Source organism: Tumebacillus sp. BK434 (assembly GCF_004340785.1).
GTDB lineage: Bacteria > Bacillota > Bacilli > Tumebacillales > Tumebacillaceae > Tumebacillus_A.
Window position 1 is genome coordinate 1,145,359 of record NZ_SLXS01000001.1, and the last position, 26,237, is coordinate 1,171,595.

Sequence of the window (26,237 nt, forward strand, 5' to 3'; positions counted from 1 at the left end):
TTCGTCTACTTACTAGGATAGTAGAATCCCAGAATGAGAGATAGCGGTACTATTTACCGATTTATCAACTCCGGAGCGCACAAAAAAGGCTCCCGTTCGGGAGCCTTGCGTTACGCCGACCGCCCCAGCACGTCCAGCCAGCGGAGCACTCTGTTCTTCTCGATCGTTTCGGACAGCGAGTATTTTTCCGCATACAGATGCACGGCGAGCAGCACGACAAGCCAGGTGAGCAGCACCGGCAGCGTGCAAGACGCGACGACCAGCATGCCGATGCTGCCGCCGAGCAGGTTGGAGCCGGCGTCGCCCATCATCATCCGCGCCTTCACATCGTCCGGGAAGTAGGCGAGCACCGCGCCGAGCACCAGCCAAAACGCGGGCGAGTCGAGTGCGCGCAGCGAGAAGACGGCGAGCAGCAGCAGGGTGAACAACACGCCTTTACAGGCCCGGCCCGGGCGGAGATCGAGCAGGTTGACCAAATTGGCCGACAGCGCGATCACCAGGCTGCCAGCCGCCAGCACCCAACCGGTCAGCCCGAGCAGCCACGCCCCGGCGATGCCGGTGCACAGCCCGACAGCCGCTTTGATCAGCCCGGTGGTGACGGTCCGCCCTTTCCACAGCTTTTTCAAATGCCCTTTGATCCCGGTCACGTCACGGTTGCCCGCCACATCGTCGAGCAGCCCGATCACGACAAATCCCGTGGCGACAAACAGCAGCACGATCATGTCCTGCACCATCGCCCACGGGATCGGCAGCAGGTCGCTGAGCAGAAAGAACGGCACGATGGTCAGAAACATGCCCAGCCAAAGCGCTGTGCCGAGGCCAACAGGCACGCTTTTGCCCGCATAGTTCGGCCGGAGCAGTCCGGCGCTCCGCATCGCTTGCTGCAGCGGCGGCACCAGCCAGCCGGTCAGCAGATAGCCGCCCCAAAACGCCGTCAGCAGCCCGACGGCCGATCCCGTCAAATACGTGTTCATCATATCTGCCACCTGTTCAGGAGCACGCGGGCGATCTGCACAAACTGTTTGCCGCGGTGTAGAAATCCGCGCAGATTGCGCCCGTACTCGCGGTTTTTCATGTCGACTTCCACTTCCAAGATCCGCATGCCGCCACGGGCTGCATCGATCGTCATCCCCACCTCGACCCCGTAGCCGTCGCCGAGGTTGCCGATCGCGTCCAAAACGCTGCGGTTCAGCGCCCGCTGCCCGGAGAGCGGCGCCTGCATGTCCACGCCGCACAGCCGCCGAATGCCGCCGCGGGCGAAATTTTTGACGAGTCCGAACCCGCCTTTCAGCGGCTTGGGCAGGCGGCCGATCGTCAGGTCGCAGCGATTCTCCAGGATCGGGCGGATCAGCTTCTCAATCTCCACCGCCGTCTCGCACATGTCGGCATCGAGAAAGACGTAGATGTCCGCATCGGCGACGAGCAGGCCGGAGTACAAGGCCGCCCCTTTGCCGTAGTTGGTGCTGTGCCGGATCACCCGCGCCCCCGCCTCCAGCGCGATGCGGTACGTCTCATCGGTCGAGCCGTCATCGATCACGATGATCTCCTCGACGCTGTCGAGGGTGCGCACAGCCAGGATCGTCTGGTCGATGCGATCCGCTTCATTCCACGCCGGGATGAGCACGCTCACTTTCACTGGGCGCTGACCTCCTTCGCATTGGTGACTTGAGGCAGCAGCGCCTCCGCCGTCTTTTTGACGCCAAAATGCCCCTTCGCGCCACCTAAGATGTCGATCAGCGCGACCAGCCCGGTCACTTGGTCGATGTTGTCCACCGTCGAGATTCCCAGCTCCCGGTAGTGCGCGACCGCCGAGTGCGAAACGTCCGACTGCTCCACACAGGCGGTGTAGAGCTCCTGCTTCTGCAAGGCTTTCAACAGCGGCAGATCGACCGCCGTCAGCCGGCTTTTGCCCGACTCGCCCGCCCCGCCGACCAGCACGACGCGGTCGGGGCGCACTCCGAGCTCGCCGCTGGCGGTCAGGGCGTTGGTGCTCTGCAAGTAGTCGACCAGCCGGCCGCCCTTTTGCAGATACAGCTCGCGCACCAGCAGCTCGGCGAGCGCCTGATGCACCGCTTTGGCCTCTTTGCCCGTCGTCCCTCCGATCGCCTGTAGGAGCGGCTCCTGGCGCACGTCGAGCAAGGGCAGCGCATTGGTCAGCGCCACGGTGCTGGTCACGTTCGCCCCCGCCGCTTGGAGCTGGGTGAGCAGGCCGGAAAGGTCGGCCGCTTCCAGCTGCAGCACGGCGACTTTTTGCCCGGCGAGCCGGTCTTTCACATAATGCCCGCCGACTTGGGCAATCACCCGCTCCAACTGATCCTGATCGCGGGTCAGTTCGCCGTTCTGGCGCTTCAACTTCACATTGTCAGCTTTCGTCTGCGTGTATCGTTCTTCGAGCTGCTCCAAGAGCTGTACCTGCTCTTTGACGATCACCTCTTCACCGAGCGTCCCCCCGAGCAGGAGCCCGAGGCCAAGCGAGAGAAACACGGCGATCAGCGTCATGATGTGGTACCGGAACCCGTACAGCCTGCTCACCCCCATGTCTAGCGCCTAGATCTTGTCTTCACGTCACCAACAGCTTCAAGTTCAAATACACCATCTTCAAAAACGACCGGGTCAGCGGATTCAGCCAGGCCAGCACGCCAAGCGGCACCATCGCCGCACCGACGACCAGACAGGCGGCGCGCCAGTCCACCGCTTTGCAGTACAGTTGCGAGACCCCTTTGGCGTCGACCAGTTTGTTGCCGATGCGCATCCGTGTCAAGACGGTCGAGGCCATGCCTTTGCGCCCTTTTTCCAGAAAATCGATCATGTTCGAATGCGTGCCGAGTGCGACGATCAGCTCCGCCCCGTACTCGTGGGCGAGCAGCATCGCCACGTCTTCGCTGGTGCCCGGGGCCGGATAGACGTGCGCCGCCACGTTCAGCTCCGCGACGCGGGCCAGCCCCGGTGCGCGCCCGTCCGCATAGGCGTGGACGATGATCTCCGCGCCACAGCAAAGTCCGGCGTCGGTCACCGAATCCATGTCGCCGACGATCAGGTCGGGCCGGAAGCCCGCTTCCAGCAACGCGTCCGCCCCGCCGTCCACGCCGATCAGCACCGGCTTCACGTCGCGGATGTAGGTGGCGACGGCGCGCAGGTCTTCCTTGTACGTCGGTCCGCGCACCACGACGAGCACGTGCCGGCCGGCCATCTTCGTATATAAGTCAAGCTTCGGCAGATCGCCGAGAAAAAAGTTCTTTTCCTGCTGCGCGTAGTTCAGCGTGTTTTCCACAAACGAGCGCAGTTCGCTTCTGACGTTCAGCATCGCTTTCGCCATTCTTGCGAGGACCTCCGCTTCGCAAAGCACCTGCCCTTTGCCGATCACGGCGTCTTCCAGCACGATCAGATTGTCGATCAGCGACACCTGCTGCCCGTCGGCGAGCTGTTCCATCAATTGGGGTGGCGCTTCGTCGAGCAGCAAGACGCCGGCCCGCACCAGTTTCAACGGCCCGAGGTTCGGATAGCGCCCGGAGATCGAAGCCGCCGTGTTGATCACCGCCTGCACTTTCGCCGCGATCAAAGCGTCGGCTGCCACCTCGTCGAGATCTTCATGCGCGATCACGGCGATCTCGTCGGGCAGCAGGCGCTTGACGAGATGTTTCGTCTTGCGGTCCGCCCGCGCCGGACCGTGCAGCCGAATCCCGCTTCCCTTCTTCTCCAGCGCAAAACGCATCTCCGCCTTCCACCTTTCCCCAAATAAAAAACGGCTACCCTTATTATGGAACAGGCAGCCGTCAGATTATCCCTGAGATGGAAATATGCAGAAAAGAAAAAGAGACCCTTGGCTCGAAATCAGGGTCTCTGTTTCCTATAAGCTCGATCCGTCCCCACATTCTGCACAAACAGAATGACTGTTGTTGGGGAACTTGCACTCGTCTGCGCTAGCCATTTCGCAAATGAGCGGAGCCGTTCTTGTGGGTCTTACATATATGTAAGATGTTTTTCGAGGTGAAAAAGTTTCACCAAGAAAAAAGTTTTTTAGCAAGTTGACTACATGCTGCTTACTTATGCTCGCCCATCTTGCCCTGCAAAATCTCCAACGCATGCGGCAACACCGGCAGGAGCACTTCCAGACATTCGCGGACGCCTTTTGGGCTGCCTGGCAGGTTGATGATCAGCGTGTTGCCCCGCGTGCCGACTACAGCGCGCGACAACATCGCAAACTTGGTCTTCTGCAGGGAGACGGCCCGCATCGCTTCCGCCATGCCCGGCACTTCCCGCTCGATCACCGCCAAAGTCGCTTCCGGGGTCACATCGCGCTTGGCGAGGCCCGTTCCGCCCGTTGTGACGATGAGGTCAAGATTTAACTCGTCACAGTAGGTTACCATAGAATTGCGCAAAATGTCAAATTCATCGGGCACGACCTGATAGACGACCACTTCGCCGCCGATGTCGAGCATCATTTCGCGGATCACCTGTCCGCTCAAGTCTTCGCGTTCCCCGCGCGCCCCTTTGTCGCTGGAGGTGAGGATGCCGACTTTCCACGCGCTCATCTCGCCGTCTCCTCCCGGTGGAAATCGCCGTTTTTGCCACCCGTCTTCTCCAGCAGCGAGACGTTTTGAATCGTCATCGCTTTGTCAACCGCTTTGCACATGTCATAGACGGTCAAGGCGGCGGCCGTGACGGCGGTCAGCGCCTCCATCTCCACGCCCGTCACGTAGGTCGTGGCGACGGTGGCGAAAACGTTCAGTGCGTCCTCCCCCGCTTCTTCAAAAGAGATGTCGACTTTGGTCAGCGGCAGCGGATGGCACATCGGGATGATCTCCGACGTCTTTTTCGCCGCCATGATCCCGGCAACTTGTGCGACGGCAAGCACGTCGCCTTTTTTCATTTTGCCGGCGCGGATCAATTGCAAGGTCTCGCGGCGCATCTCGATGCGAGCAAACGCGGTGGCTGAGCGTTTGGTGACCTCTTTTTGCGTAACGTCAACCATGTGAGCGCGGCCCTGTTCATTAAAATGGGTCAGTTTCTCTTCCACGATCTGCTCTCCCCGTCAACCCCCGATCTGCGACATGCGCCGCAAGGTCGGATTGTGCGATTTTTCTTCACCTTGTAACGCCTTGGCCATCTCATGCGTCTCCGGCTTGGCGTCGAGCGCGCGCAAGAACAGCTGTGTCAGCTTCTCTTCGTCGCCGAGCGCCTGTTTCACGTTAAACTCGTCTTCCCAGTACAAGCATGGCTTGAGGTTGCCGTCTGCCGTTAAGCGCAGCCGGTTGCAGCTCTGGCAGAAATGATCGCTGACCGGGTGGATCAGGCCAAACGCGCCTTTCGCGCCGGGGATCTGGTAGTTCTCCGCCGGGCCATTGCCTTTGATGCCCTGCGTCAGCTTGAGCGGCTCAAAGCCCAGGAGCCGGCAGCGTTCGAGCACCGTCTCCAAGGGCAGGTAGCTCGCCTTCCAGTCCTCGCCTTCATGCCCGATCGGCATATATTCAATAAAGCGCACCGTCACATGGCGTTCGATCGACAGGCGCAAAAAGTCGTCGATCTCGTCATCGTTGAACCCTTTCATTAGCACGACGTTGAGCTTGACCGGATCGAAGCCTACCTCATACGATTTCTCCACAGCATCCAGCACACGGAAGAGATCGCCACCGCGGGTGATCTGGGCAAAGCGCTCCGGCTGCAGCGAGTCGAGCGAGATGTTGACGCGGGTGATCCCCGCCGCTTTCAGCGCCTGCGCCCGCTGGGCCAGATAGATGCCGTTGGTGGTCAGCGCGATGTCGTCGATGCCCGGAATGGCCGACAGCCTCCCGATCAGCGTCTCCAGGTTCGGGCGCACCAGCGGTTCGCCGCCGGTGATGCGCAGCCGGCGCACGCCAAGCTTCGCCGCCACCGTGACCACTTCGGTGATCTCGTCAAAAGACAGGTAGTGCGACGGCTCCAAAAACGGCAAGCCCTCTTCCGGCATGCAGTAGCGGCAGCGCAAATTGCAGCGGTCGGTGACCGAGATGCGCAGATAATCATGGACGCGCTGGAACTTATCGATCAACATGGGGGATTCCCCCTTTCCTAGAAAACTCATGTCAACTATTATATCATAAGGAAGAGCCTGAAGATAAAAAAGGAGTATCCCGCTATGAATCTGTCCGTACAATTATTCGCAGGCGTGGCCGAAGCGGTCGGCGCCCGCCTGTGGGAAGCCGAGCTTCCGGCAGGCGCCACAGTCGCCGGCCTGTTTGCTGAACTGGCCAGCCAGCATCCGCAGGCGGAGCCGGTGCTGCGCATCTCCTTTGCCTCGGTCAATCAGCAGTTTGCACCGCCTGACACCGTGCTGCAGGCCGGGGATGAAGTCGCGATCCTCCCGCCCGTTTCCGGCGGGCAGGATGTGCCGTTTGAGATCACCGCAGCCCCTTTGTCTGTTGACGCGGTTTTGCAAAAAGTGCGCCATCCGCTGTGCGGCGCGATCAACCTGTTTGTCGGCACGGTGCGCGAACTGACGCAAGGCAAGCGCACCGTGTTTTTGGAATATGAAGCGTACGCACCGATGGCGGTGAAGATGATGGAGCAGATCGCCGCCGAGATCGAAGCACAGTGGCCGGGCACGCGCGTGGCGATGTCGCACCGCATCGGGAAGCTGGAAATCGAAGACGCAGCGGTGGTGATCGCCGTCGCCACGCCGCACCGCACCGCTTCCTACGAAGCGGGCCGCTATGCGATCGAGCGCTTGAAAGAGATCGTTCCGATCTGGAAAAAAGAAATCTGGGCGGACGGAACGGAGTGGATCGGCCATCAGCAAGGGCCGTGGAATCCGCTGCGTCCGGGCACGGAGAGGACGGAGTAAAGGATGGACCTGGAGCGTTATTCAAGACAGCTATTATTTTCCGGCATCGGGGAAGCCGGTCAGCGCCGCTTGATCGACAGCCGCGTGGCGGTAGTCGGAATGGGCGCGCTGGGCACGGTGCTGGCCAACCATATGGTGCGGGCGGGTGTCGGGTTCGTCCGGCTGATCGACCGCGATTTTGTGGAAACGTCCAACTTGCAGCGCCAGATGCTCTATACGGAGCAGCACGCAGAAGCCGGGCTGCCCAAGGCGATCGCAGCGGCTGACATGCTGCGCGCGGTGAACTCGCAGGTGGAGATCGAGCCGGTCGTCGCCGACCTGACCTGGCAAAATGCGGAGGAGCTGCTCGCCGACGTCGATCTGGTGCTCGACGGCAGCGACAATTTCCAAGTTCGCTTTCTGGTCAACGATGTCTGTGTAAAAAACGGGATTCCCTGGGTCTACGGCGGCGGCGTCTCCGCCAACGGGATGACGATGCCGATCCTCCCCGGCGAGATGCCTTGCCTGCGCTGCCTGTTCGATGCAGCGCCGGCGCCGGGCACGACGGCGACCTGCGACACGGCCGGGGTGCTTGGGCCGATCATCCATATCATCGCCTCGTATCAGGCGGTGGAAGCGTTGAAAATTCTGGTCGGCGCCACTGAGAAAGTTCGCCGCACGATGCTGAACGTGGGGATCTGGGATTTCTCCACCTCCTCGATCGACATCGCCCAAGCGAAGCGCCCCGACTGCGTGTGCTGCGGGCAGCGCGAATTCGAGTATCTGCAGCCGGTCACAGGCGATGATGCGATCTCCCTTTGTGGCCGCAATTCGATCCAGATCTCGCCTGCCGAGCCGTGGGAGGTCGATCTCAACGCGATGGCCGCGCGACTCTCGCACAGCGGCAACGTCGAGCAAAACAAGTTCCTCGTCCGCTTCTCTGCGACCGACGACATCCGCCTCGTGATCTTCGCCGACGGCCGCGTTCTCGTCCAAGGCACCGATGAGATCAGCGTCGCGCGCAGTTTGTACGCGAAATACATTGGTATGTAACAAAGACCCGATCTCACGATCGGGTCTTTTTCTTCGCCGGCAGATTCGCCACCGTCTTCGGGGAGCCCAGCACCGGGCCGCCTAACGTCATGGTAAAGCGCTGGCTCTGTAGAAATACGCCCGAGACGTTGATTTGATTTAAAATGAGCAGATAAGCGGCAACGATATTCGCTGCATCGATGATCAAGTCGACGTCACCGCGATTGCCTTTCGCTACGGTTCGTCCCCCACCAAAGATCGGTCCGGTCACGTTGAGTCGAATCTCCTCTGAGGGAGATACGATGACCGAGCGGATCGTGATCTGACCGCTCAACAGCAAGGCGGCCACCGAAAGATCGATCGCCTGCCGAAATCCCTCCAAATAAGGCAACAGCACGGAACGCCACTGTATCGTCATCATCTCACCTCAAATCCTCTACCAGTTTATTCGCAGTTCGAAGATTTGGTTAGTTTTTTTTACGCAAAAAGACCCGATCTGTATAAGATCGGGTCTTTCTTTTGCCTAGCGACGTCCTACTCTCCCAGGACCCTGCGGTCCAAGTACCATCGGCTCTGCAGAGCTTAACTTCTGTGTTCGGGATGGGAACAGGTGTGACCTCTGCGACGTAATCACTAGATATGGTGCGGTCAAGAGGACTTGAACCTCCACGGGGTTGCCCCCACAAGAACCTGAATCTTGCGCGTCTGCCAATTCCGCCATGACCGCATATGAAGTTGAAGAAGAAGTGGTGCCGGCGAAAGGAATCGAACCCTCGACCCACTGATTACAAGTCAGTTGCTCTACCATCTGAGCTACACCGGCACGTTAGTTGCGCCATCCGCTTGCTTCTCGCGGTGACAAGAGTTATCTTATCATGCCCTCTTCCCTTGCACAATCATACGCAGTCATCAAAATCGGCCAAAATCAGCGTTTAGAAGCATTCTACTTTTTCGGAAGTGACAAAATCACCACCGTACCCACGATACATAGGCCACCCACGATTTCGAGCAGGCCGAGCGGCACGTGCAGCCAGACCACCGACGCGACCACCGCCACCAGCGGCTCGATGCAGGCCAAAAGCGACGTTTCGGACGGCGACAGAAAGCGCATCGAATCGAGATACAAGAAAAACGCGATCAGCGTGCCAAACAGGATCACAAACAGCACCAGCGCGACGCTCATCCCCGTCCAGACCTGCCCGGTCGCCGTCCAGGGACGCTCGATCAGCAGCAGGCCCACGCCGCCGATCAGCATCGCCCAGCCGACGATGACTTCCGACCCCCAGCGCTTGAGCAGACCGACCGGATACAGCGTATAAAATGCCAAAGCCACCGCCGAGATCAGCCCCCAGAACAAGGCGATGCCCGGCACCGACAGCCCGTCCCAGCGCCCGTTTGTCACCAGCAGCGCTGTACCGAGCAACGCGAGCAGCACCGCAACGAATTCCACTGCGCGCGGCATCTTGCGCAGCTGCACCGCCAGATAGACGGTGACCAAGAGCGGTGCCAGATATTGCAGCAGCGTCGCCGTTGCCGCATTGCCTGTCTCAATCGCGGAAAAATACGTATATTGCACCCCAAGCATCCCCAGCACGCCAAACACGATCACGCCCACGCGGTCCCGGGGGTCTTTCCAGACGCCGATCAGATCGGCACGTTTCCCGCGCAGCCACGCCATGCCAAGCATCAAGACACCTGCGATCAGCAAACGCAAGGTCACCAGATATCCGGTCGTAAATGCATACTCCACAAACAACTTCTGCGCGACCGTCCCGGACAGCCCCCAGAAACTGGCGCCGATCAGCACCATCGAAAAACCTTTTACTCGTGCGTTCATACAGATGTTTCCTCCCTCAGTCCTAGAGAGAGTATACACCTCATCCGCTGATTTGCGCAGTTTCTTTTGCGAATTCTGCCTTCAAAACGTGTACAGCGCCGGCATACTCGCTTTTGCTCCACCCGTTGTACGACGGATGCGGCACGCCTTCGATCACCTGCCACAGCGGGCTCTGCACAGCAGCCAGCCGGAAAAACTTCTGCGCGAACCTCCCGCACGGCACGACCACCAGAGGATGCTCCTGCAGTTTGATCAGCTTTTTGCGCAGGCTCTCAACGATGATTTCCTGTACCTCATTCCATGTCTGGTTGCTGTAGATGAGCTTGTTGTTTGCCGAGCGAACGCCTTCCAATACTTGGAAAAAACTGCCATAGCGCGCCCGTACTTCCGGGTCGTGATAAGCGGCTGCCTGCATCGGGATCTGGCAGACGTTCATCAGCGCGACTTTGTTCAGGGACGGACGGTTCAAATTATCATCGCGGTTCTTTTTCAGCAGCACGCCCAGCGGAAATCTTTCATATTGCTCGCCATACAGATGTTTGGTCATCGACGCGCCGGACGACCCGGAGACAGGTGCCCCGATCTTCAACTCCTGCACATGCGGGCTCTCCAGCAAAAACATAAACCGCGCCTGCTCAGTGATCAGATCTTGCACCAGATAGTTTTTGGCCAGTTCGTTAAAAATCGCCCGCAACTCCTGCTTGCTTGCGCTCATTCGCCCCACCTCTGAATCTACAGATGTAAAATGTAATGCGGCTCTATTATATCAAATTCACGCCGCTGCATGTCCGAAGAACAGCCAAAACGAAACCGCAACAAAAAGACCCAATCTCCCGCAGATCGGGTCTTGCGCTCTACCATAGGCGCTGCGTTAGTTCTCAAACGACCGAAAGACGTTCGCCAGATCGGATTGCTCCAGCTTCGCGCCGCGCAGCAGCGCCAGCGCTTCGCCGATCCGTGCCGCTATCAGTCCGGCAATGTCGAGGTAGAAGTCGGTCGGCTCCGTCTGCAGTGGCTCGCCGGACGTCGGCTTCGGCTCGGGAAGCACCGGGTCGTCCGTGCGCGGCGTCTTGCGCGTCAGCACGCCGCTCAGATCATACGCGGCCTCGTCTCTGACAGTGAGCGGCTGCAGCCCCCAGCGTTTGGTGATCGTCTTGATCACCGAACAGTGGTCGAGCGGCACCTCCTGCCCGTTTTCATCCTGCGCCCGATACACGGTGCCCGCTTCGATATACGGCGAGACCAGCAAAGTCGGCACCCGCACGCCAAGGCGGTCGAAGCGGAAGCCGTGCTGCCCGCTTGGCGCATGCGGCTGCGGCGGCGCAACTCTGGGCGGCGGCACATGATCGAAACACCCGCCGTGCTCGTCATACGTGATCACGAGCAACGTCTTCTCCCAGCCCTTGCCGTTTCGCACCGCCCGATACACATCGCGGATCAGCCGCTCGCCTTCCGCGACGCTGTACGGCGGATGCTGGTCGTTGCGCCCGCCGTCATAATTTAAGAACTGCGGCTCCAAAAAAGCATAGCTCGGCAGCGCCCCTGCTGCCGCGTCGCGGTAAAAGGCATCGAGCGTGCAAAAGTTTGTCCGACGATACTTCAGCAGCCTGGGAAAATGGATCAGCAGCGTCAGCGGCAGTTGGTTCTGCCGGTCGTAGTAGACCTTCCAGTTCAGACCCTGCTGCCCGGCTTCCGACATCCGATCAAAGATCGTGGCGCTGTCGTTCGCGATCCAGTTCACATACGGCGCGTTGTCGGTCAGTCCGCTCGATGTCGCCGCATGAAAAAACGACCGGTTCGTCCACGTTTGGCTGGGCACCGCGCAAAACCAGCGGTCGCAAATCGCATACTGCCGGGCCAGCTCAGAAAACACCGGCACCTGCTGCGGCATGAAACTGTCCATGATGATCTTGTAATTCTCATACTGCACGGGCCGCCCAAGACTCTGCAAGATGTTGATGTAATCGCGCACAAACCCGTTCATCGGCGCGATCTCCGGCAGCGGGTCAGCAGCAGCCTGCTCGCCGTACAACTGCACGTTCACATGCTCGTACGGCTCCCCCGGTTCGGGGTCAGGATGCAGATCATGGCTCCCGCGCCCGGCCGACACCCGCTTTCGATCCGCGCCCGGAACGCCGGCTGGGATCGGATTGGAAAAACGCTTGCCGCTGAGCCCTTCGAACGCCTGCCCTCTGGGCGGAGGGTTTTTCTTGTCATAGAGCCAGCCGGCCAGATTGTCAAACGAACGGTTCTCCAGCATCAGCACGACGAGATGCTCAATCTTCTCCAGAGCGTTTGTCATCGGCGCCCCTCCTTCCCTCCATGTTATGAAGGAGCAGGCGGGAGCGTCCGTCAGAGCTGCAAGCCTTCTTTCACCGTCACCAAGCGATATCCATCCGCTTTCAGCTTCGTGACCACGTCATCCACCACTTGCAAAAAAGCGGTCGGATCGCGGCGGCGTCCATCGTGCAGAATGATGATTCCGCCCGGGTGCACATCGGCCAGGATCTGCTCGACGATCAGCTTTGGATCATAGCTTTCCGCATACTGCTCCTGCGGATCGATGTCCCACGTCACCAGCTTCATGTCCCGCTGTTTCAGCATCCACGGCAGCACAACCATCTTGTCCCCGTACGGCGGACGGAAGAAGCTCCGGTCCTGCTCCTCGATGTTTTTCAACAGCCCGTCCATGTTACGCAGATCGCTTTTGATAAACTGCGGCGATTTGTAGATCATCCGGTTGTGATGCTCCGTGTGGTTCGCCGCCTGATGCCCTTCTGCGACCGCTCGTCTGGCGATATCTTCATTCTCTTTGATGTTGTCCCCGATCATAAAAAACGTCGCCTTTACCTCGTGCTCCTTGAGCAGATCCAAGAGAGGCGCCGTCCATTCCCTGGTCGGCCCGTCGTCAAAAGTCAGCGCGATCACTTTCTCCTCCGTCTCGAAATGTGTCACCGGATCGAGAAACAAGGCCCGGTCGGGCGGACGGTTGTACGCGAAAAACACCAGCACATTCAGCGCAAAGATTACGGCGAGCGCGATCCCGCCATAGATCAATCCCTTTTTCATCTGAAACCCTCCTTCCATAAAAACAAAGACCCGGCCTGCAGTCAGACCGGGTCTCTATTTCTACGCGTTGGCTTCCCATTCCTTCAATTTCCGGTCGGTCGGCAGCAGATAGGTCAGCAGACCCAGCAGCGGCAAGAACGAACAGAACAGCATCGTGAAGTCCAGACCCTGCAGGTCGGACAGCTTCCCGAGCGCGACCGAACCGATCGCGCCCAGGCCAAAGGCCAGGCCGACGATCAGCCCGGACACCGTGCCGATCTTGCCGGGAATCAGCTCCTGCGCATAGACCACCGTGACCGACCAGCTCGTGGACAGGATCACGCCGATCACAAACAGGAGCGGATAGGCGAACAGCAAGCTCACATGCGGCAGGAGCAAGGCGAACGGCGCCGCGCCGAGCATCGAGAAGAAGATCATCCGCCGCTTTCCAAAACGGTCGGCGAGCGGCCCGCCGATAAACGTACCGATGACGCCGGCGATCATAAACAGGAAGATGAAGACCTGAGCTTTCGAAATCGACAATCCATAGTGGTCGATCAGATAAAACTGATAATAATTGCTAAGTCCTGACGAATACCACGATCTGGCGAACACGAGGAAGGTGAGCAGCACGATCGCAAAGCCGATCTGCCGCTTCAGCGCGCCCGATTTACGCTCCCCTTTCGACTTGCGAGCCAGAGCCTGCGTGGCCAGCTGCTGCGTGTACCACGAGGAGACGAACAGACAGACCACAATCGCCACCGCCGCGAGCGACGTAAACCAGATCGCCCCGAACTGCCCCAGTGGCACGAAGATCAAAGCGGTCATCAGCGGCGCCAGCGACGAGCCCGTGTTGCCGCCGACCTGATAGACCGACTGCGCAAAGCCCCGCCGCGTGCCGGCCGCTAAGTATGCCACCTTCGAGCCTTCCGGATGGAACACCGCCGAACCGAGGCCGACGAACAGCACCGTGAACAAGATCCACAGGTAGTTCGGCGCAAAGGCCAGCCCGAGCATCCCGATCATGCTCAAAGCCATCCCAAACGGCAGCAGAAACGGCTTGGGCTTTTTGTCCGACCAGAAGCCGACGACCGGCTGCAGCACCGATGAGGTCATGTTAAACGCAAACGAGATCAGCCCGACTTGTGTAAAGGTCAGCGCCATCGACTCCCGCAGAGTCGGATAGACCGCCGGAATGACCGCCTGCATCGTATCGTTGAGCAGATGGACGAAGCTGATCGCAAACAGAATCCGGTACATCGTACCGTTTGGTGATGACTGCACGTTCGCTTTCGCAACCGTTTGCATAGACACCCCGTCCTTTCCTGACAAAATCAAAGCATTTCTTGCAATTCTTTCGATACCCGTAATAATTGTACGCGAAACCACCCTGTCTGAAAAGATGTAACAGAAATGTCTTTTTCTTAGCCCATCTGGAACCCAATTTCCGCTTCCTTCCACGCCTGTACGAGTCAAACGGTGCAGCCGCTGCATGTACTGGTAGAAAGATGCAGCCCGAGGAGGGACAGAAGTTGCCGGACTTTGTTTATACGATCACCAAATGGATTGTTGCGTTCCTCGTCATTTTTATCTTGTGCATCATCCTGCTCCTCACGTTTTTCAACAAAAAGAATATCGCACTCTCCTCATGACAAAAACCCCTGTCCGCAGCGGACAGGGGTCTTTTTTCGCATCGATCAGTCCCGCAACTCTCCAGCCAAGTCATCCTCGCCTGAATTATCGTTGACCAGCACCGTCTCCTGGCACTCCGGGCACAGGACTTCGACGATCTCATCGCCTTTGAACACGTCTTCATCGACGAATACGGTCTCCCCGCAGTTCGGGCAGTTCATCTCCAAATACTCGATCGCCGTGTCGTCATCCAGTTCGAGGTCTTGGTCGTACTCGAAATCATCATCTTCGAGATCTTCGCCGTAGAAATCCTCTTCCAGATCGCCGAGGTCGTCGTCGACCGCTTCAATGTACTCCTCCAGTTGATCCTGCATCATCGTCAGGCGATCAAGGGAGCGAGCCATCTCATTCATGACTTCCATCATGCCGGCCAGGACGCGCCCTTCCGGAGTGCTCTGTCCCACGTTCAAACCTTCTGCCAGACCTTTCAGATACGCCAAACGTTCTTTGATTTGGTTCAAGTGACTCGATCCTCCTTCGCGGCTGTTAAGCGGCGCTACACAATCGGAATTTCCATCCACACGCTATTCTGACCAACATTGCCACAAATTAACCGCGCACGCCCCAAAGAATCAGTCCCACCCCGCCCATCACCACGACCATCCGCCAGAATTCCAACTTGTCGGCCAAGCCGATCAGCCCGAGCGAAGTCACCAAAATCAACACGGTCGGTCCGACCAGCGCCAGCCCCGCGTTGATCTGCACCGCCTTTTGCACACTGCCAAAATAAAACATCGCGACGGCCGCCGTGATTTCGATCAGCCCGGAGAGCAGCCGCAGCCCGGCCATGCCCATCAAAATGTGCTCCCGAAAATAGGAAAACATCGCCTTGCCTCCTCGCTTGCAAACATCCACTACTCGAAGATATGCACGAACCGGACAAGGTATCACCAAAACAAACAGGCGCGCCCTCGTAAGGAGGACGCGCCTGTCGTCAACATGGTGTGAAATTACGCGCGGGATACGTACTCGCCGTTGCGGGTGTCGACGATCAGCTTTTCGCCGACTTCGATGAACAGCGGAACTTGAACCACAGCGCCGGTCTCCATCACAGCGTTCTTGGAGCCGCCTTGTGCGGTGTCACCTTTGATGCCCGGTTCGGTCTCTGCAACGGTCAGCACGACGGTGTTCGGCAATTCGACGCCGATCGCTTGGCCTTCGTAGATCATCACAGAGCATTCCATGTTTTCAAGCAGGTATTTCACTTCGTCTTCCAGCATGTTCGCCGGGACGCCGAGCTGTTCGAACGACTCGTTGTCCATGAACTGGAAGAACTCGCCATCGTTGTACAGGTATTGCATCTTGCGGGTCTCCACGCGAGCGCGCGGCACTTTTTCACCTGCGCGGAAGGTCATCTCGCGGACAGCACCGGTGCGGATGTTCTTCAGCTTGGTGCGGACGAAAGCAGCGCCTTTGCCCGGTTTGACGTGCATAAATTCGACGACGCGCCAAAGGCCGCCATCGTACTCAATCGTTACGCCTGGACGAAAATCGTTCGAAGAAATCATGAAAATTGCCTCCTGTATGGGTACAAAAGTATCTTGGTTGCTGCTGTGGTCGTTAGCCGATGATCAAGAAGTCTTTCGTCGACGAAGTGAGGATTTCGATGCCGTTCTCCTGCATCACGATGTCATCCTCGATGCGCACGCCGCCGAAGTTCGGGATGTAGATGCCCGGCTCGATCGTCACGGTCATGCCCGGCTTCAGCACCGTCTCGCCGCGGACGGACAGCGACGGCATTTCGTGCACCACCGTGCCCAGCCCGTGGCCGAGCGAGTGGCCGAAGTTGTCGCCGTAGCCGTGCTCGGCGATGATATCGCGAGCCAGCGCGTCCGCTTCTTTGCCGGTCATGCCGACTTTGATGTTTTCCAGCGTGTGCAGCTGGGATTTCAGCACGATGTCGTAGATCTCACGCTGCTTGTCGCTTGCTTCGCCCAAGACGACCGTGCGGGTGAGGTCGGAACAGTACCCTTGGTAGTATGCACCAAAATCCATTTTGACAAAATCGCCTGCTTCGAGAATTTTCTCGCTGGCCACGCCATGCGGCAGGGACGAGCGGGCGCCGGATGCGACGATGATGTCAAAGGAAGAGGATTTCGCGCCGAGTTTGCGCATGAAGAACTCCAGTTCCAGCGCGACTTCGATCTCGGAGATGCCCGGGCGCAGGAAGCCCAGAATGTGCGAGAACGCGTCGTCTGCGATCTTGGCAGCCTTGCGCATGATCACCAGTTCGCTCTCGTCTTTGAAGAGGCGAATCTCTTCGGTGATGCCTTCTTTCGCCACGAGGGTCACACCTTCGAGCTTGCCGTTCAGCGTTTCGAAGAGGCCGTAGTTGACATAGTCCTTTTCAAAGCCCAGCTGGGTCAGCTTCTTGGCGGCGAGTTCGCTTTGCAAGGAGCCGATCAGATCTTTCGCTTCCACCACGCGGCAGTGCGGGCATTGCTCGGTCGCCTGTTCCGTATAACGGAAGTCGGTGATCAGGATCGCCTCATCGTGCGTGACGAGCAGGTAGCCGGTCGAGCCGGTGAAGCCGGAGATGTAAAAACGGTTCTCCTTCTTGAGAATGAGCAGCGCTTCCAAATTCTCTGCAGTCATCCGTTCACGCAAACGAGTCAGACGTTGTTCCACAGAAATCTCCCCCTTTTCGTTTCACTTCATAGTCTACTCCGATAACAACCCTCTTTTGGCAAAGTCTTCAAGCAGCGCATGGAAAGCGAGCGTGTAGCCAAGCGCGCCTAAACCGCTGATCTGTCCCATGGCGACGGGCGCGATCATCGAGCGATGACGGAACTCCTCGCGGGCATGGATGTTGGACAGATGCACTTCGATCGTCGGGATTTGGATCGCCGACAGACAGTCGCGGATGGCGATGCTGGTATGGGTGTAGGCGGCCGGGTTGAAGATGATCCCGTCCGTGTTGCCCACAGCCGCTTGCAGGCGGTCGATCAGCTCGCCTTCGTGGTTGGACTGAAAGCATTCCAGCTCCACGCCGAACCGGTCGGCCAGCAGGCTCAGATCCCGGTTGATCTGCGGCAATGTCGTCCGCCCGTACACCTCTGGCTCCCGAGTGCCGAGAAGATTGAGGTTAGGTCCGTGCAAAACCAGTATTTTCGCCAAAGGGATAACCTCCCAAAAAGTCCAAGACTCATTTTATCATGAAATTCCTTCATTGAACAGTTGACGGCTCTAAATGATATAATGGAGAAAATTGCATTTGAAAGGTGTGATCGATCATGAACCAGCCTGTACAGTTTACGTTGGTGCGCCACGGTGAGACGATCTGGAACCGCGAGATGCGGCTGCAGGGTTCCAAGGACATCCCGTTGTCCGAGACGGGTCTGGCCCAGGCGGAGCGGGTCGCGGCGCGCCTTTCCCGTGAAACGTTCCACGTGCTTTATACCAGCCGCCTGTTGCGCGCCCATAAGACCGGCGAAACGATCGCGGCGGCGGTCGGCGTGCCGCACCATGTGCAGGATGACCTTCGCGAGCGCCACTTCGGCGAATTCGAAGGCTGCACCCGCCAGGAGATCCTCGACCGCTATCCCGATTTCTGGACGACCGGCTTTTCACATGACGCCCCCGGCGTCGAGTCATTCGAAGCTTTGAGCGCCCGCGCCTATCGGGCGATCAACCTCATCGCCGATCAGCATCCCGGCGAGCACGTCGTCCTCGTCTCGCACGGCGGCACGATCAACGCCTTCCTCCACGCGATCACAGACGGCCGTCTCGGCTCCGGCATCAGCAAGCTCGGCAACACCAGCATCACCCGTGTCCTGCGGGACGCGGACGGCTCGTGGCAGGTCCTTGAGATCGGCTGCACCGCGCATCTGGAATCATAAAAAGGAGTGCCATCCGGCACTCCTTTTTGTTTTAGCCTTCGTGGGTGAAACGGAGCACCGGATTGCGGGCTGCGGTCGTTTCATCGAGGCGGTTGACTTTCGTGTTGTACGGAGCGTTTTTGATCAGGTCTGCATTCTCTTCCGCTTCTTTGGCGATCTGGATCATCAGGTCGCAGAAGTTGTCGAGCGTCTGCAGGCTCTCCGTCTCGGTCGGCTCGATCATGATCGCTTCTTCCACGTTCAGCGGGAAGTAGATCGTCGGCGGATGCACCCCGAAGTCGAGCAGGCGCTTCGCCACGTCGAGCGTTTTGACGCCGTATTCTTTCTTCAGGCGGCGGCCGGACAGGACGAACTCGTGCTTGCAGATGCGGTCATACGGCAGCTCGAAGTGCGGCTGCAGGCGGCGCATCATGTAGTTGGCGTTCAGCACCGCGTCTTCGGTGACGCGCTTCAGGCCGTCCGGACCCATCGTGCGGATGTAGGAGTACGCGCGCACGTTGATGCCGAAGTTGCCCCAGAAGCCTTTGACTTTGCCGATCGACTGCGGGCGGTCCCAGTTCAGGACGTAGGAGCCGTCTGCCGCCTGTTCCACGCGCGGCTTCGGCAGGAACGGGATCAGCTCTTTCTTCACGCCGACCGGACCGGAACCCGGACCGCCGCCGCCGTGCGGGGTGGTGAACGTCTTGTGCAGGTTCAAGTGCACAACGTCAAATCCCATGTCGCCCGGACGGGCATAGCCGAGGATCGCGTTCGCGTTCGCGCCGTCGTAGTAGAGCATGCCGCCCGCGGCGTGGACGATCTCCGAGATCTCGATGATCTGGTCTTCGAACAGTCCCAAGGTGGACGGGTTGGTCAGCATCAGCGCTGCCGTGTCTTCGTTGACGACCGCACGCAACGCTTCGAGGTCGACGCCGCCCTGTTCGTTCGACTTGACGGTGACGGTGCGGTAGCCTGCGACGGTCGCCGACGCCGGGTTGGTGCCGTGTGCGGAGTCCGGCACGATGACGGTGGTGCGCTTTTCACCGCGCGCTTCATGGTAGGCGCGGATCATCATCAGACCGGTCCACTCGCCGTGCGCGCCTGCTGCCGGCTGCAGAGACACTTCGTCCATGCCGGTGATCTCAGCAAGCTCGGACTGCAGCTTGTACATCAGTTCGAGCGCACCTTGCACCTGCTCTTGCGGCTGCAGCGGGTGAATCTGCGCGAAGCCCGGGATCGCCGCCGCTTTTTCATTGCGCTTCGGGTTGTATTTCATCGTGCAGGAGCCGAGCGGATAGAAGCCATCGTCCACGCCGTGGTTGCGCTTGGACAGTTCGGTGAAGTGGCGGACGAGGTCGAGCTCCGCCATTTCCGGCAGTTGAGCCGGGGTGCTGCGGATGTACGCTTGCGGGATCAGGTTCTCGATCGGCTCTTCCGGCACGTCGAGCTCCGGCAGGCTGTACGAGACGCGGCCCGGTTCGCTCAATTCAAAAATGAGTGCTTTATCTTTCTCTTGACGCATTACAGGATCGCCTCCAGTCTTTCAGCCAACAGGTCAATGTCTTGTTTCGTGCGCAGTTCGGTCACGGCGATCAGCATCGCGCCTTTGAATTCCGGATAGGTCGAACCGAGGTCGTAGCCGCCGATGATCTTGCTTTCGAGCAGCTTCTTGTTGATTTCGGCCACGTCGCCTTCGATCTGGATGGCAAATTCGTTGAAGAACGGCGCGTTCTCGAACAGGGCTTTCACTTTCGGAATCGCGGTCAAACGCTTAAACGCGTAGTGCGCTTTTTGCAAGTTGAGGCGCGCGACTTCCTGGAAGCCCTGCTTGCCCATGTAGGAGGCATAGACGGTCGCAGCCAGCGCGTTCAGCGCTTGGTTGGAGCAGATGTTGGAGGACGCTTTCTCGCGGCGGATGTGCTGTTCGCGCGCCTGCAGGGTCAGTACGAAGGCGCGGCGGCCGTCGAGGTCGGTCGTCTGGCCGACGACGCGGCCCGGAATGCGGCGCACTTGGTCTTTCTTCACCGCCAGCATGCCGAGGTACGGACCGCCGTAGGAGATGCGGTTGCCCATCGACTGCCCTTCGCCGACGACGATATCGGCGTCGAATGTGCCCGGCGCTTCCAGCACGCCCATCGCGATCGGGTTGACGGAGACGACGAACAGTGCCTTTTTGCTGTGCGCGAGGTCGCTGATCTGCTGCAGATCTTCAATGCCGCCGAAGAAGTTCGGGTACTGCACAAAGACGCCGGCGATGGTGTCATCGAGCTTCGCTTCCAGGTCGTGCAGGTCGATCACGCCGTTTTGCATGCCCACTTCGACCACTTCGATGTTTTGACCGTACGCGTAGGTCTTCAGCACTTCGCGGTATTCCGGGTTGACGGAGCGCGCGACGATGACTTTGCTGCGGCGGGTCGCGGAGCAGGCGATGAACGCCGCTTCGCCGAAGGCGGTCGGGCCGTCGTACATGGAAGCGTTGGACACGTCCATGCCGGTCAGTTCGCAGACGATGGTCTGGTATTCGAAGATCGCCTGCAAGGTGCCTTGGGAGATCTCCGGCTGGTACGGCGTATATGCGGTGAAGAACTCGGAGCGGCCGATGATCGCTTCGACGACCGCCGGGACGTGGTGCTGGTAGGCGCCTGCGCCGAGGAAGTTGATGTTTTCTTCGAGGTTGGCGTTCTTGGCAGCGAGTTCGTTAAAGTAGCGGTACAGCTCGACTTCAGACAGTTCTTTCGGAATGTTCAGGTCGCGGCCGAGGCGCGCGCGCTCCGGGATGTCGAGGAAGAGGTCTTCCACTTTTTCGACGCCGAGGAAGTCGAGCATTTTTTTGCGGTCCGCTTCCGTGTTCGGAATATAGCTGAATTTGTTCACTCAGGTTGGCCTCCCTTATTACTTCTGACGCTTGTAGAACGGCGTTTTGATGATGACACCTTTGACAGGCTTGTTGCGGATGATCACCTCGAGCTCTTGGCCGATCGTCGCGTACTCCACGTCGATCAGCGCGAGGCCGATGTTTTTCTTGACGGTCGGGCCCATGGTGCCGGTGGTGACTTCGCCGATCTGCTGGCCGCCTACCTGCACTGCGTAGTGCGTGCGGGGAATGCCGCGCTCGATCATCTCGAAGCCGACGAGCTTGCGTTTCACGCCCGCTTCTTTTTGCTTCGCCAGCGCGTCGCGGCCGATGAAGTCCGGTTTGTCGAGCTTGACGAAGAAGCCGAGACCCGCTTCGAGCGGCGAGATGTCAGCGCTGATCTCCTGACCGTAGAGCGGCAGGCGCGCTTCGAAGCGGAGCGTGTCGCGGGCACCGAGTCCGATCGGCAGCACACCGTCTTCTTTGCCGGATGCGAGGATCGCATCCCACAGTTTGGCGACGTCAGATGCAGCGCAGTACAGTTCAAAGCCGTCTTCGCCGGTGTAGCCGGTGCGGGAGACGAGGCATTTGACGCCTGCGACGTCGACGTTTTCGAGGAACCAGTAGTATTTGATCTGCGCAAGGTCGGTGGAGGTCATCTTTTGCAGCACCTGCTCAGCGAGCGGGCCTTGCAGGGCGAGCTGCGCCATCTCGTCGGACGCGTTGCGGATGGTCACATCGCCAAACGCGTGCTCTTGCACCCAGGCGAAGTCTTTTTCGATGTTCGAGGCGTTGACGACGATCAGGTAGTTGTTGTCGCCTTTCTTGTAGACGAGCAGGTCGTCGACGACACCGCCGTTTTCGTAGCACATCGGGGAGTACATCGCCTGGCCGTCGGCCAGCTTGGACACGTCGTTGGTGATCCACTTCTGGATGTTGGCCAGCGCATCGGAGCCGGTCACTTCAAGTTCGCCCATGTGCGACACGTCGAACAGGCCGGCGCGGTTGCGCACCGCTTCGTGCTCTTCGAGGATACCGGAGTACTGCACCGGCAGCGCCCAGCCGCCAAAATCGATGATCTTGCCGTTATAGTTCGGGTACACTTCGAACAATGGTGTTTTCTTCAGATGGTCCACCAAAATACCTCCTTGGGCATGTATGAGATCGAAAAGAATCAAAAAAGGAGACACGTATGCCTGTTAGGCCCGGTCTCCTCTGTACACTTTACCTGAGAGTTTTACACCTTGGGTGGCCGGTACAACCGGCTCTCTCCAGAGTTGCGTCCCGCGGCGGTACTTTTTGCCTGAGAGATTCGCATACGTCCTTGGGCGGGACGCAGCTTGCTCCTTCGGCGTCACAGGAGGTCCGTTTTGGTTAAAAAACGAACATTGTGCCCTCTCCCACCGACGATCATTCGCAATTATTGTTTGGTTACGCATCCATCATATCACAATCTCACCCATTTGGAACCGTCCCTCGAAAAATTTTCCCCTTTTGGGGTCATACTATCCATACAAGTTGTCGACGGAGGTGGAATCAGTTGGAAAAGACTCGCTTCGTGCCCGATTTGGACTGGCAAGAAGAGGTGGCCGACATGCTGTTGGCGCGTGAGACGAGCGGAGAGTGGGATTCGTGGGAGCTGTTCCGGCTGGCTCTGGAAGCGGAAAGGACGCGTGTGGTGCCCAATTTTGACCAGTTGATCTGCCTGCAGCAGCTGCCGGAGATCACGCCGTTCCCCCATCAGATCGAGACGGCGAAAAAAGTGCTGAATGAGCTGCACGGGCGGGCGATATTGGCCGATGAAGTCGGGCTTGGCAAGACGATTGAGGCCGGGTTGATTTTGAAGGAGTATTTGATTCGCGGCTTGGTGCAGAAAGTGTTGATCTTGGTGCCCTCTTCGTTGGTGATTCAATGGGTGCGGGAGTTGAGCACGAAGTTCAAGATTCAGGCGTGGGCGCAGAAGAACACGTACAGTTGGACAGATTATGACATCGTGGTCAGCTCGATCGATACGGCGAAGCGTGATACGCATCGGGAGATCGTGCTCGCGCAGGAATGGGATCTGGTGATTGTCGACGAGGCGCACAAACTGAAGAATCGGAAGTCGAAGAACTGGGAATTGATCAACACACTGCGCAAAAAGTATCTGCTCCTGCTGACGGCCACTCCGGTGCAGAATGATATGAAGGAATTGTACAACCTGATCACGCTGTTGAAGCCGGGGCAATTGGGCTCTTCGACAGAGTATTCGAGCATGTTTATGCAGAATAAGCGGCTGCCGAAGAATCGCGGGGAATTAAAGGAAGCGCTCGCGGAGGTGATGATTCGGAACAAGCGCTCGGAAGGCGGTGTGCAGTTTACGAAGCGCCTCGTCGACTCGATCATGCTGGACTTGTCGGATGATGAGCGGGAGTTGTATGACCGTGTCAGCGAGTTTATTAAGCAGCAGTATACGGCGATGCGCGAAGAAGGAAAAGGCAATGTGCTGCAGCTGATCAATCTGCAGCGGCAGATCTGCTCCTCCCCTTATGCTGCTCTGGTGTCTTTAAAAGGCATGAAGGAAAGCGAGAAGACGCCGGCGGAGATACGGGAGCGGGTGCATCATCTGTATGCGCTGGCGGAGAGCATTCCGGCCTATACGAAGGTGAACAAGTGCATTGAGTTGCTGAAGCAGATCGATGACAAGGTGATTATTTTTACGGAGTATCGGGCGACACAGGACTTTATCTTGTACATGCTGCAGCAAAATGGGATCAAGGCGGTCATGTTCCGCGGCGGATTTAAGAAGAGCAAGAAAGATTGGATGACAGAACTGTTTAAAAATCGCTTTCAGGTGCTGGTCGCGACGGAGGCGGGCGGCGAAGGGATCAACCTGCAGTTTTGCCATCATGTGATCAACTTTGACTTGCCATGGAATCCGATGCGAGTCGAGCAAAGGATCGGACGGGTGCATCGGCTGGGTCAGACTCAAGACGTCAAGGTCTATAATTTGTCGACGCGCGGGACGATCGAGGAGCATATTGTCGGATTGCTGAATGAGAAGATCAATATGTTTGAGCTGGTGATTGGGGAGCTGGATTTGATCCTCGGGAACTTGAAAGTGGGCAGGCAGTTTGATGCCGATATGATGGATCTGCTGGTAAACGGCGCTTCGCAGGATGAACTGAAGGCGAAGTATGAGGAGCTTGGACAAAAGCTGAAAGAGGCTTCGATCAAAATGTAATCGGTTGCTCCTCCCTGCAGGGGCCATCCCCCTCCGGTCGGAACCTACACCTTGTTGGCTTGGACGTTTTGGATGAGTTTGGGATGAAGGAGGGCTTTGGGTGGAGAATCAACAGGAGATTCAGGATTTTTGCCGGCGGTATTTTGAGGCGGTGGGTGCCCCGATCTTGGTGGATCAGGAGGATTTTTTGCAGGTGGAGTTGCCGCGGGAGATCGATAAGGAATTGACCGATCGGCCCTATTATTGGATGTATGTGGAGGCGATGGGCCAGGAGGTGCCGAATTCGGTGATTTCCCTGGCGTTTGATCCTGACCTGGAAATCGAAGGCGTCGAGAAGCTGGAGTTTGTGACGCTGGGGAGCTTTCGGCTGAATAAGATCATCGAATCGGCGCAAAAGCGCGGACGCATCACCCGCGCGTACCAGAAGGTCAGCGCGAAACCGTTGGCGCCTTACTTGATGACGACGTTTAAGCTGTCGTTTATCGCCGATCGGCGGCGGGATGAGATCGTGTCGTATGGGGTTCATTTGGGGAACGGCTCGGTGGTGCGGGACTTATACGATCGGGTGGAAAAGCTGGCGTTTGGCGCTGCGCCGAGTATGGGGATGATGATTCAACCCGCAGCCCTGTCGCTTCCAGCAGGGTATCAGCGGTTGAAGGAATGTCTGGTCGCAGAGATCGAAGGTCTCGACCACTCGTGGGCCGTGGAAGCGGAGGCGCACTTGGCGCAGGAGCTGGAACAGCTCGAGACGTATTATGAATCACTTGGCCTCGTCCACGCGGACGAGGTCAAGTCGGAAGATGAAAAAGAGAAAAAGGCTGCGCTGTACGCAGCCGAACGGGAATTGCGGATCGCTGAACTGAAATGGCGCTGTGCCCCTCGCGTGCAGATCGAACCGTTTCATTTTGGCCTGCTCTATGTTGCGGATGATGCGGTCAGGAATACATCGACCGGGAAGCGGCTGTCGATGTAGACCGCTTCTGCCTCCGGGTTGAACGGGTCGCGGACTTGAAGGTAGCGCAGCTCCCCTAGTGTCGCCACGCTGGTCACCTGCAAGGTGACCGTCACTTTGTCGGGGACAGCATCGTAAACGAGATAGGACGGTCGATCGAAGGTGTCCCCGGCTGCGTAGCTCTGCAGCGGGTGGACGCCTTTGGGGCTGGCATTTCGCTTGTGTTGGCCGGCCCGGCCTGTGGCATACAGGGCATCGCTGTCCGGCGAGGCAGATTGGACGACGGCGTGCTCGGTGGCCGTCGTTGCAGGCGCGACCGCTGCTGCGGGCTCCGGCACATGATTTATTACTTCCCCCCACGGCAAAGTCTCCCCCGTCTGCAGGTTGTAGAGGTCGAGGATCGCACCTCCCGTGTGCAGATAGACGAGGTGCAGCATCGGACCGGCATAGATGTAGCCTTCGGTCAGCTCCCGCCCCTGCAGCTGTTCCGGCAAGGCTGGAATGGCTGCCCGGCTGAATTCGTAGAGGTGCTGGCCGTCTGCGGAGGTGACCAGGTAGCCTGCGGACCGGCCGCTTACCTGAACGCTCCAGAGGAGAGCGTTTTGGCGTCCTTCGGGGTTGTGCAGGGCGCGCACCGGTTGTGCGGTCGCCGTCTTCCAGTCTTGGAATGCGGAAATGGTGGAGAGGCGCTGTACTTGTGCTGCGATGTCGATCACTGGGGCTTGCACAACAGCGCTCGTGCTGTCCGTCTGTTGTCGCGGATGCGGTTGCGCTTGCCGCTCCGTGGCAAGCGGTGCCTCGGCGAGCGTCGGGATCGACGTGGTGGTGAAAAGTAAGGTCAGCATGGTCAGCGTACGGAATTTTTGTCCCATCGGCGGTCATCGCTCCTTTGGTGCTTCTCTGTCCATCGTAGCGTGTCCGCGTTGCGATGTATGTTAGAACCTGTCGGGCGCATCGATAAATTTTCCGACAAAAAAACGAC

General features: G+C 58.5%; 27 protein-coding genes, 2 tRNA genes, 1 rRNA gene and 2 riboswitches. Of the genes, 5 read left to right on the plus strand and 25 right to left on the minus strand.

The window, feature by feature from the left end:
* Positions 1–110: 110 nt before the first annotated feature.
* The 7 genes from EV586_RS04025 to moaA form a co-directional block, all read right to left on the minus strand.
* Entirely contained in the window at positions 111–974 is an 864-nt protein-coding gene (locus tag EV586_RS04025) for an MraY family glycosyltransferase (protein ID WP_165898220.1), read from the minus strand.
* Positions 974–1,636: a glycosyltransferase family 2 protein gene (locus EV586_RS04030; RefSeq protein ID WP_132943760.1), complete on the minus strand. Its 663-nt coding sequence runs from the start codon at positions 1,634–1,636 to the stop codon at positions 974–976. Before EV586_RS04030 ends, EV586_RS04025 begins: the two co-directional genes overlap by 1 nt.
* Positions 1,633–2,532 carry a copper transporter gene (locus EV586_RS04035; RefSeq protein WP_165898221.1) on the minus strand — a complete coding sequence of 300 codons (900 nt, stop codon included), beginning with the start codon at positions 2,530–2,532 and terminating at the stop codon, positions 1,633–1,635. The genes EV586_RS04030 and EV586_RS04035 overlap by 4 nt, the downstream gene beginning before the upstream one ends.
* 28 nt (positions 2,533–2,560) lie before the next feature.
* On the minus strand, positions 2,561–3,712 hold the full coding sequence (gene steA / locus EV586_RS04040) for a putative cytokinetic ring protein SteA (protein ID WP_207893845.1): 1,152 nt from the start codon (positions 3,710–3,712) through the stop codon (positions 2,561–2,563).
* A gap of 328 nt (positions 3,713–4,040) precedes the next feature.
* Positions 4,041–4,532, minus strand: a complete 492-nt coding sequence (locus EV586_RS04045) for a MogA/MoaB family molybdenum cofactor biosynthesis protein (protein WP_132943762.1) — start codon at positions 4,530–4,532, stop codon at positions 4,041–4,043.
* Positions 4,529–5,017: a cyclic pyranopterin monophosphate synthase MoaC gene (moaC, locus tag EV586_RS04050; protein WP_132943763.1), complete on the minus strand. Its 489-nt coding sequence runs from the start codon at positions 5,015–5,017 to the stop codon at positions 4,529–4,531. The genes EV586_RS04045 and moaC overlap by 4 nt, the downstream gene beginning before the upstream one ends.
* 15 nt (positions 5,018–5,032) lie before the next feature.
* Positions 5,033–6,031: a GTP 3',8-cyclase MoaA gene (gene moaA / locus EV586_RS04055; RefSeq protein ID WP_243652913.1), complete on the minus strand. Its 999-nt coding sequence runs from the start codon at positions 6,029–6,031 to the stop codon at positions 5,033–5,035.
* Positions 6,032–6,115: 84 nt separating this feature from the next.
* Between moaA and EV586_RS04060 the strand changes: the two genes are divergently transcribed.
* Together EV586_RS04060 and EV586_RS04065 are read left to right on the plus strand one after the other, a co-directional pair.
* Positions 6,116–6,820 carry a molybdenum cofactor biosynthesis protein gene (locus EV586_RS04060; RefSeq protein WP_132943765.1) on the plus strand — a complete coding sequence of 235 codons (705 nt, stop codon included), beginning with the start codon at positions 6,116–6,118 and terminating at the stop codon, positions 6,818–6,820.
* Positions 6,821–6,823: 3 nt separating this feature from the next.
* On the plus strand, positions 6,824–7,852 hold the full coding sequence (locus EV586_RS04065) for a ThiF family adenylyltransferase (RefSeq protein ID WP_132943766.1): 1,029 nt from the start codon (positions 6,824–6,826) through the stop codon (positions 7,850–7,852).
* A 13-nt stretch (positions 7,853–7,865) separates the two neighbouring features.
* Here EV586_RS04065 and EV586_RS04070 read toward each other — a convergent pair whose 3' ends face one another.
* The 14 genes from EV586_RS04070 to aroQ all read right to left on the minus strand — a co-directional run bounded on the left by EV586_RS04070 (position 7,866) and on the right by aroQ (position 17,525).
* A complete protein-coding gene (locus tag EV586_RS04070) occupies positions 7,866–8,249 on the minus strand; it encodes a hypothetical protein (RefSeq protein ID WP_132943767.1) in 384 nt (127 codons plus the stop codon).
* 103 nt (positions 8,250–8,352) lie between these two features.
* Positions 8,353–8,469: ribosomal RNA gene (rrf, locus tag EV586_RS04075) — 5S ribosomal RNA — on the minus strand.
* Between the two features lie 2 nt (positions 8,470–8,471).
* Positions 8,472–8,558: transfer RNA gene (locus EV586_RS04080), tRNA-Leu, on the minus strand.
* A 20-nt stretch (positions 8,559–8,578) separates the two neighbouring features.
* A tRNA-Thr gene (locus EV586_RS04085) sits at positions 8,579–8,654 on the minus strand.
* Between the two features lie 120 nt (positions 8,655–8,774).
* Positions 8,775–9,668: a DMT family transporter gene (locus EV586_RS04090; protein WP_132943768.1), complete on the minus strand. Its 894-nt coding sequence runs from the start codon at positions 9,666–9,668 to the stop codon at positions 8,775–8,777.
* Between the two features lie 40 nt (positions 9,669–9,708).
* The gene (locus tag EV586_RS04095) at positions 9,709–10,383 is read right to left on the minus strand and encodes a uracil-DNA glycosylase family protein (protein WP_132943769.1); all 675 of its coding nucleotides are present in this window, start codon (positions 10,381–10,383) and stop codon (positions 9,709–9,711) included.
* A 156-nt stretch (positions 10,384–10,539) separates the two neighbouring features.
* A complete protein-coding gene (locus tag EV586_RS04100) occupies positions 10,540–11,970 on the minus strand; it encodes an alkaline phosphatase family protein (protein WP_132943770.1) in 1,431 nt (476 codons plus the stop codon).
* Between the two features lie 50 nt (positions 11,971–12,020).
* On the minus strand, positions 12,021–12,737 hold the full coding sequence (locus EV586_RS04105) for a polysaccharide deacetylase family protein (protein ID WP_165898222.1): 717 nt from the start codon (positions 12,735–12,737) through the stop codon (positions 12,021–12,023).
* Between the two features lie 60 nt (positions 12,738–12,797).
* A complete protein-coding gene (locus tag EV586_RS04110; RefSeq protein ID WP_132943772.1) occupies positions 12,798–14,024 on the minus strand; it encodes an MFS transporter in 1,227 nt (408 codons plus the stop codon).
* A gap of 389 nt (positions 14,025–14,413) precedes the next feature.
* On the minus strand, positions 14,414–14,869 hold the full coding sequence (locus EV586_RS04115; RefSeq protein WP_132943773.1) for a CD1247 N-terminal domain-containing protein: 456 nt from the start codon (positions 14,867–14,869) through the stop codon (positions 14,414–14,416).
* A gap of 88 nt (positions 14,870–14,957) precedes the next feature.
* On the minus strand, positions 14,958–15,233 hold the full coding sequence (locus EV586_RS04120; RefSeq protein WP_132943774.1) for a YqhV family protein: 276 nt from the start codon (positions 15,231–15,233) through the stop codon (positions 14,958–14,960).
* Positions 15,234–15,358: 125 nt separating this feature from the next.
* Complete coding sequence (gene efp, locus EV586_RS04125) at positions 15,359–15,916, minus strand: elongation factor P (RefSeq protein ID WP_132943775.1); 558 nt, start codon at positions 15,914–15,916, stop codon at positions 15,359–15,361.
* 52 nt (positions 15,917–15,968) lie between these two features.
* Positions 15,969–17,036, minus strand: coding sequence for a M24 family metallopeptidase (locus EV586_RS04130; RefSeq protein WP_132943776.1), 1,068 nt, complete (start codon positions 17,034–17,036; stop codon positions 15,969–15,971).
* A 33-nt stretch (positions 17,037–17,069) separates the two neighbouring features.
* Complete coding sequence (gene aroQ / locus EV586_RS04135) at positions 17,070–17,525, minus strand: type II 3-dehydroquinate dehydratase (RefSeq protein ID WP_132943777.1); 456 nt, start codon at positions 17,523–17,525, stop codon at positions 17,070–17,072.
* A gap of 116 nt (positions 17,526–17,641) precedes the next feature.
* Here aroQ and EV586_RS04140 point away from each other — a divergent pair, with 116 nt between their 5' ends.
* Entirely contained in the window at positions 17,642–18,247 is a 606-nt protein-coding gene (locus EV586_RS04140) for a histidine phosphatase family protein (protein WP_132943778.1), read from the plus strand.
* 31 nt (positions 18,248–18,278) lie between these two features.
* Here the strand turns inward: EV586_RS04140 and gcvPB are convergent, their stop codons facing one another.
* Genes gcvPB through gcvT form a run of 3 tightly spaced genes read right to left on the minus strand, consistent with a single transcriptional unit; the run spans position 18,279 to position 22,216 of the window.
* Complete coding sequence (gene gcvPB / locus EV586_RS04145; RefSeq protein WP_132943779.1) at positions 18,279–19,748, minus strand: aminomethyl-transferring glycine dehydrogenase subunit GcvPB; 1,470 nt, start codon at positions 19,746–19,748, stop codon at positions 18,279–18,281.
* On the minus strand, positions 19,748–21,100 hold the full coding sequence (gcvPA, locus tag EV586_RS04150; RefSeq protein WP_132943780.1) for an aminomethyl-transferring glycine dehydrogenase subunit GcvPA: 1,353 nt from the start codon (positions 21,098–21,100) through the stop codon (positions 19,748–19,750). The genes gcvPB and gcvPA overlap by 1 nt, the downstream gene beginning before the upstream one ends.
* An 18-nt stretch (positions 21,101–21,118) precedes the next feature.
* Complete coding sequence (gene gcvT / locus EV586_RS04155; RefSeq protein ID WP_132943781.1) at positions 21,119–22,216, minus strand: glycine cleavage system aminomethyltransferase GcvT; 1,098 nt, start codon at positions 22,214–22,216, stop codon at positions 21,119–21,121.
* Between the two features lie 77 nt (positions 22,217–22,293).
* Positions 22,294–22,357: riboswitch (glycine riboswitch) on the minus strand.
* A 3-nt stretch (positions 22,358–22,360) separates the two neighbouring features.
* Positions 22,361–22,493, minus strand: a riboswitch (glycine riboswitch).
* 127 nt (positions 22,494–22,620) lie between these two features.
* Here gcvT and EV586_RS04160 point away from each other — a divergent pair.
* A complete protein-coding gene (locus EV586_RS04160; RefSeq protein WP_347812663.1) occupies positions 22,621–24,303 on the plus strand; it encodes a DEAD/DEAH box helicase in 1,683 nt (560 codons plus the stop codon).
* A gap of 100 nt (positions 24,304–24,403) precedes the next feature.
* A complete protein-coding gene (locus tag EV586_RS04165; protein WP_132943782.1) occupies positions 24,404–25,276 on the plus strand; it encodes a YqhG family protein in 873 nt (290 codons plus the stop codon).
* Here the strand turns inward: EV586_RS04165 and EV586_RS04170 are convergent.
* Entirely contained in the window at positions 25,219–26,127 is a 909-nt protein-coding gene (locus EV586_RS04170; RefSeq protein WP_132943783.1) for a hypothetical protein, read from the minus strand. The genes EV586_RS04165 and EV586_RS04170 overlap by 58 nt on opposite strands.
* Positions 26,128–26,237: the final 110 nt, after the last annotated feature.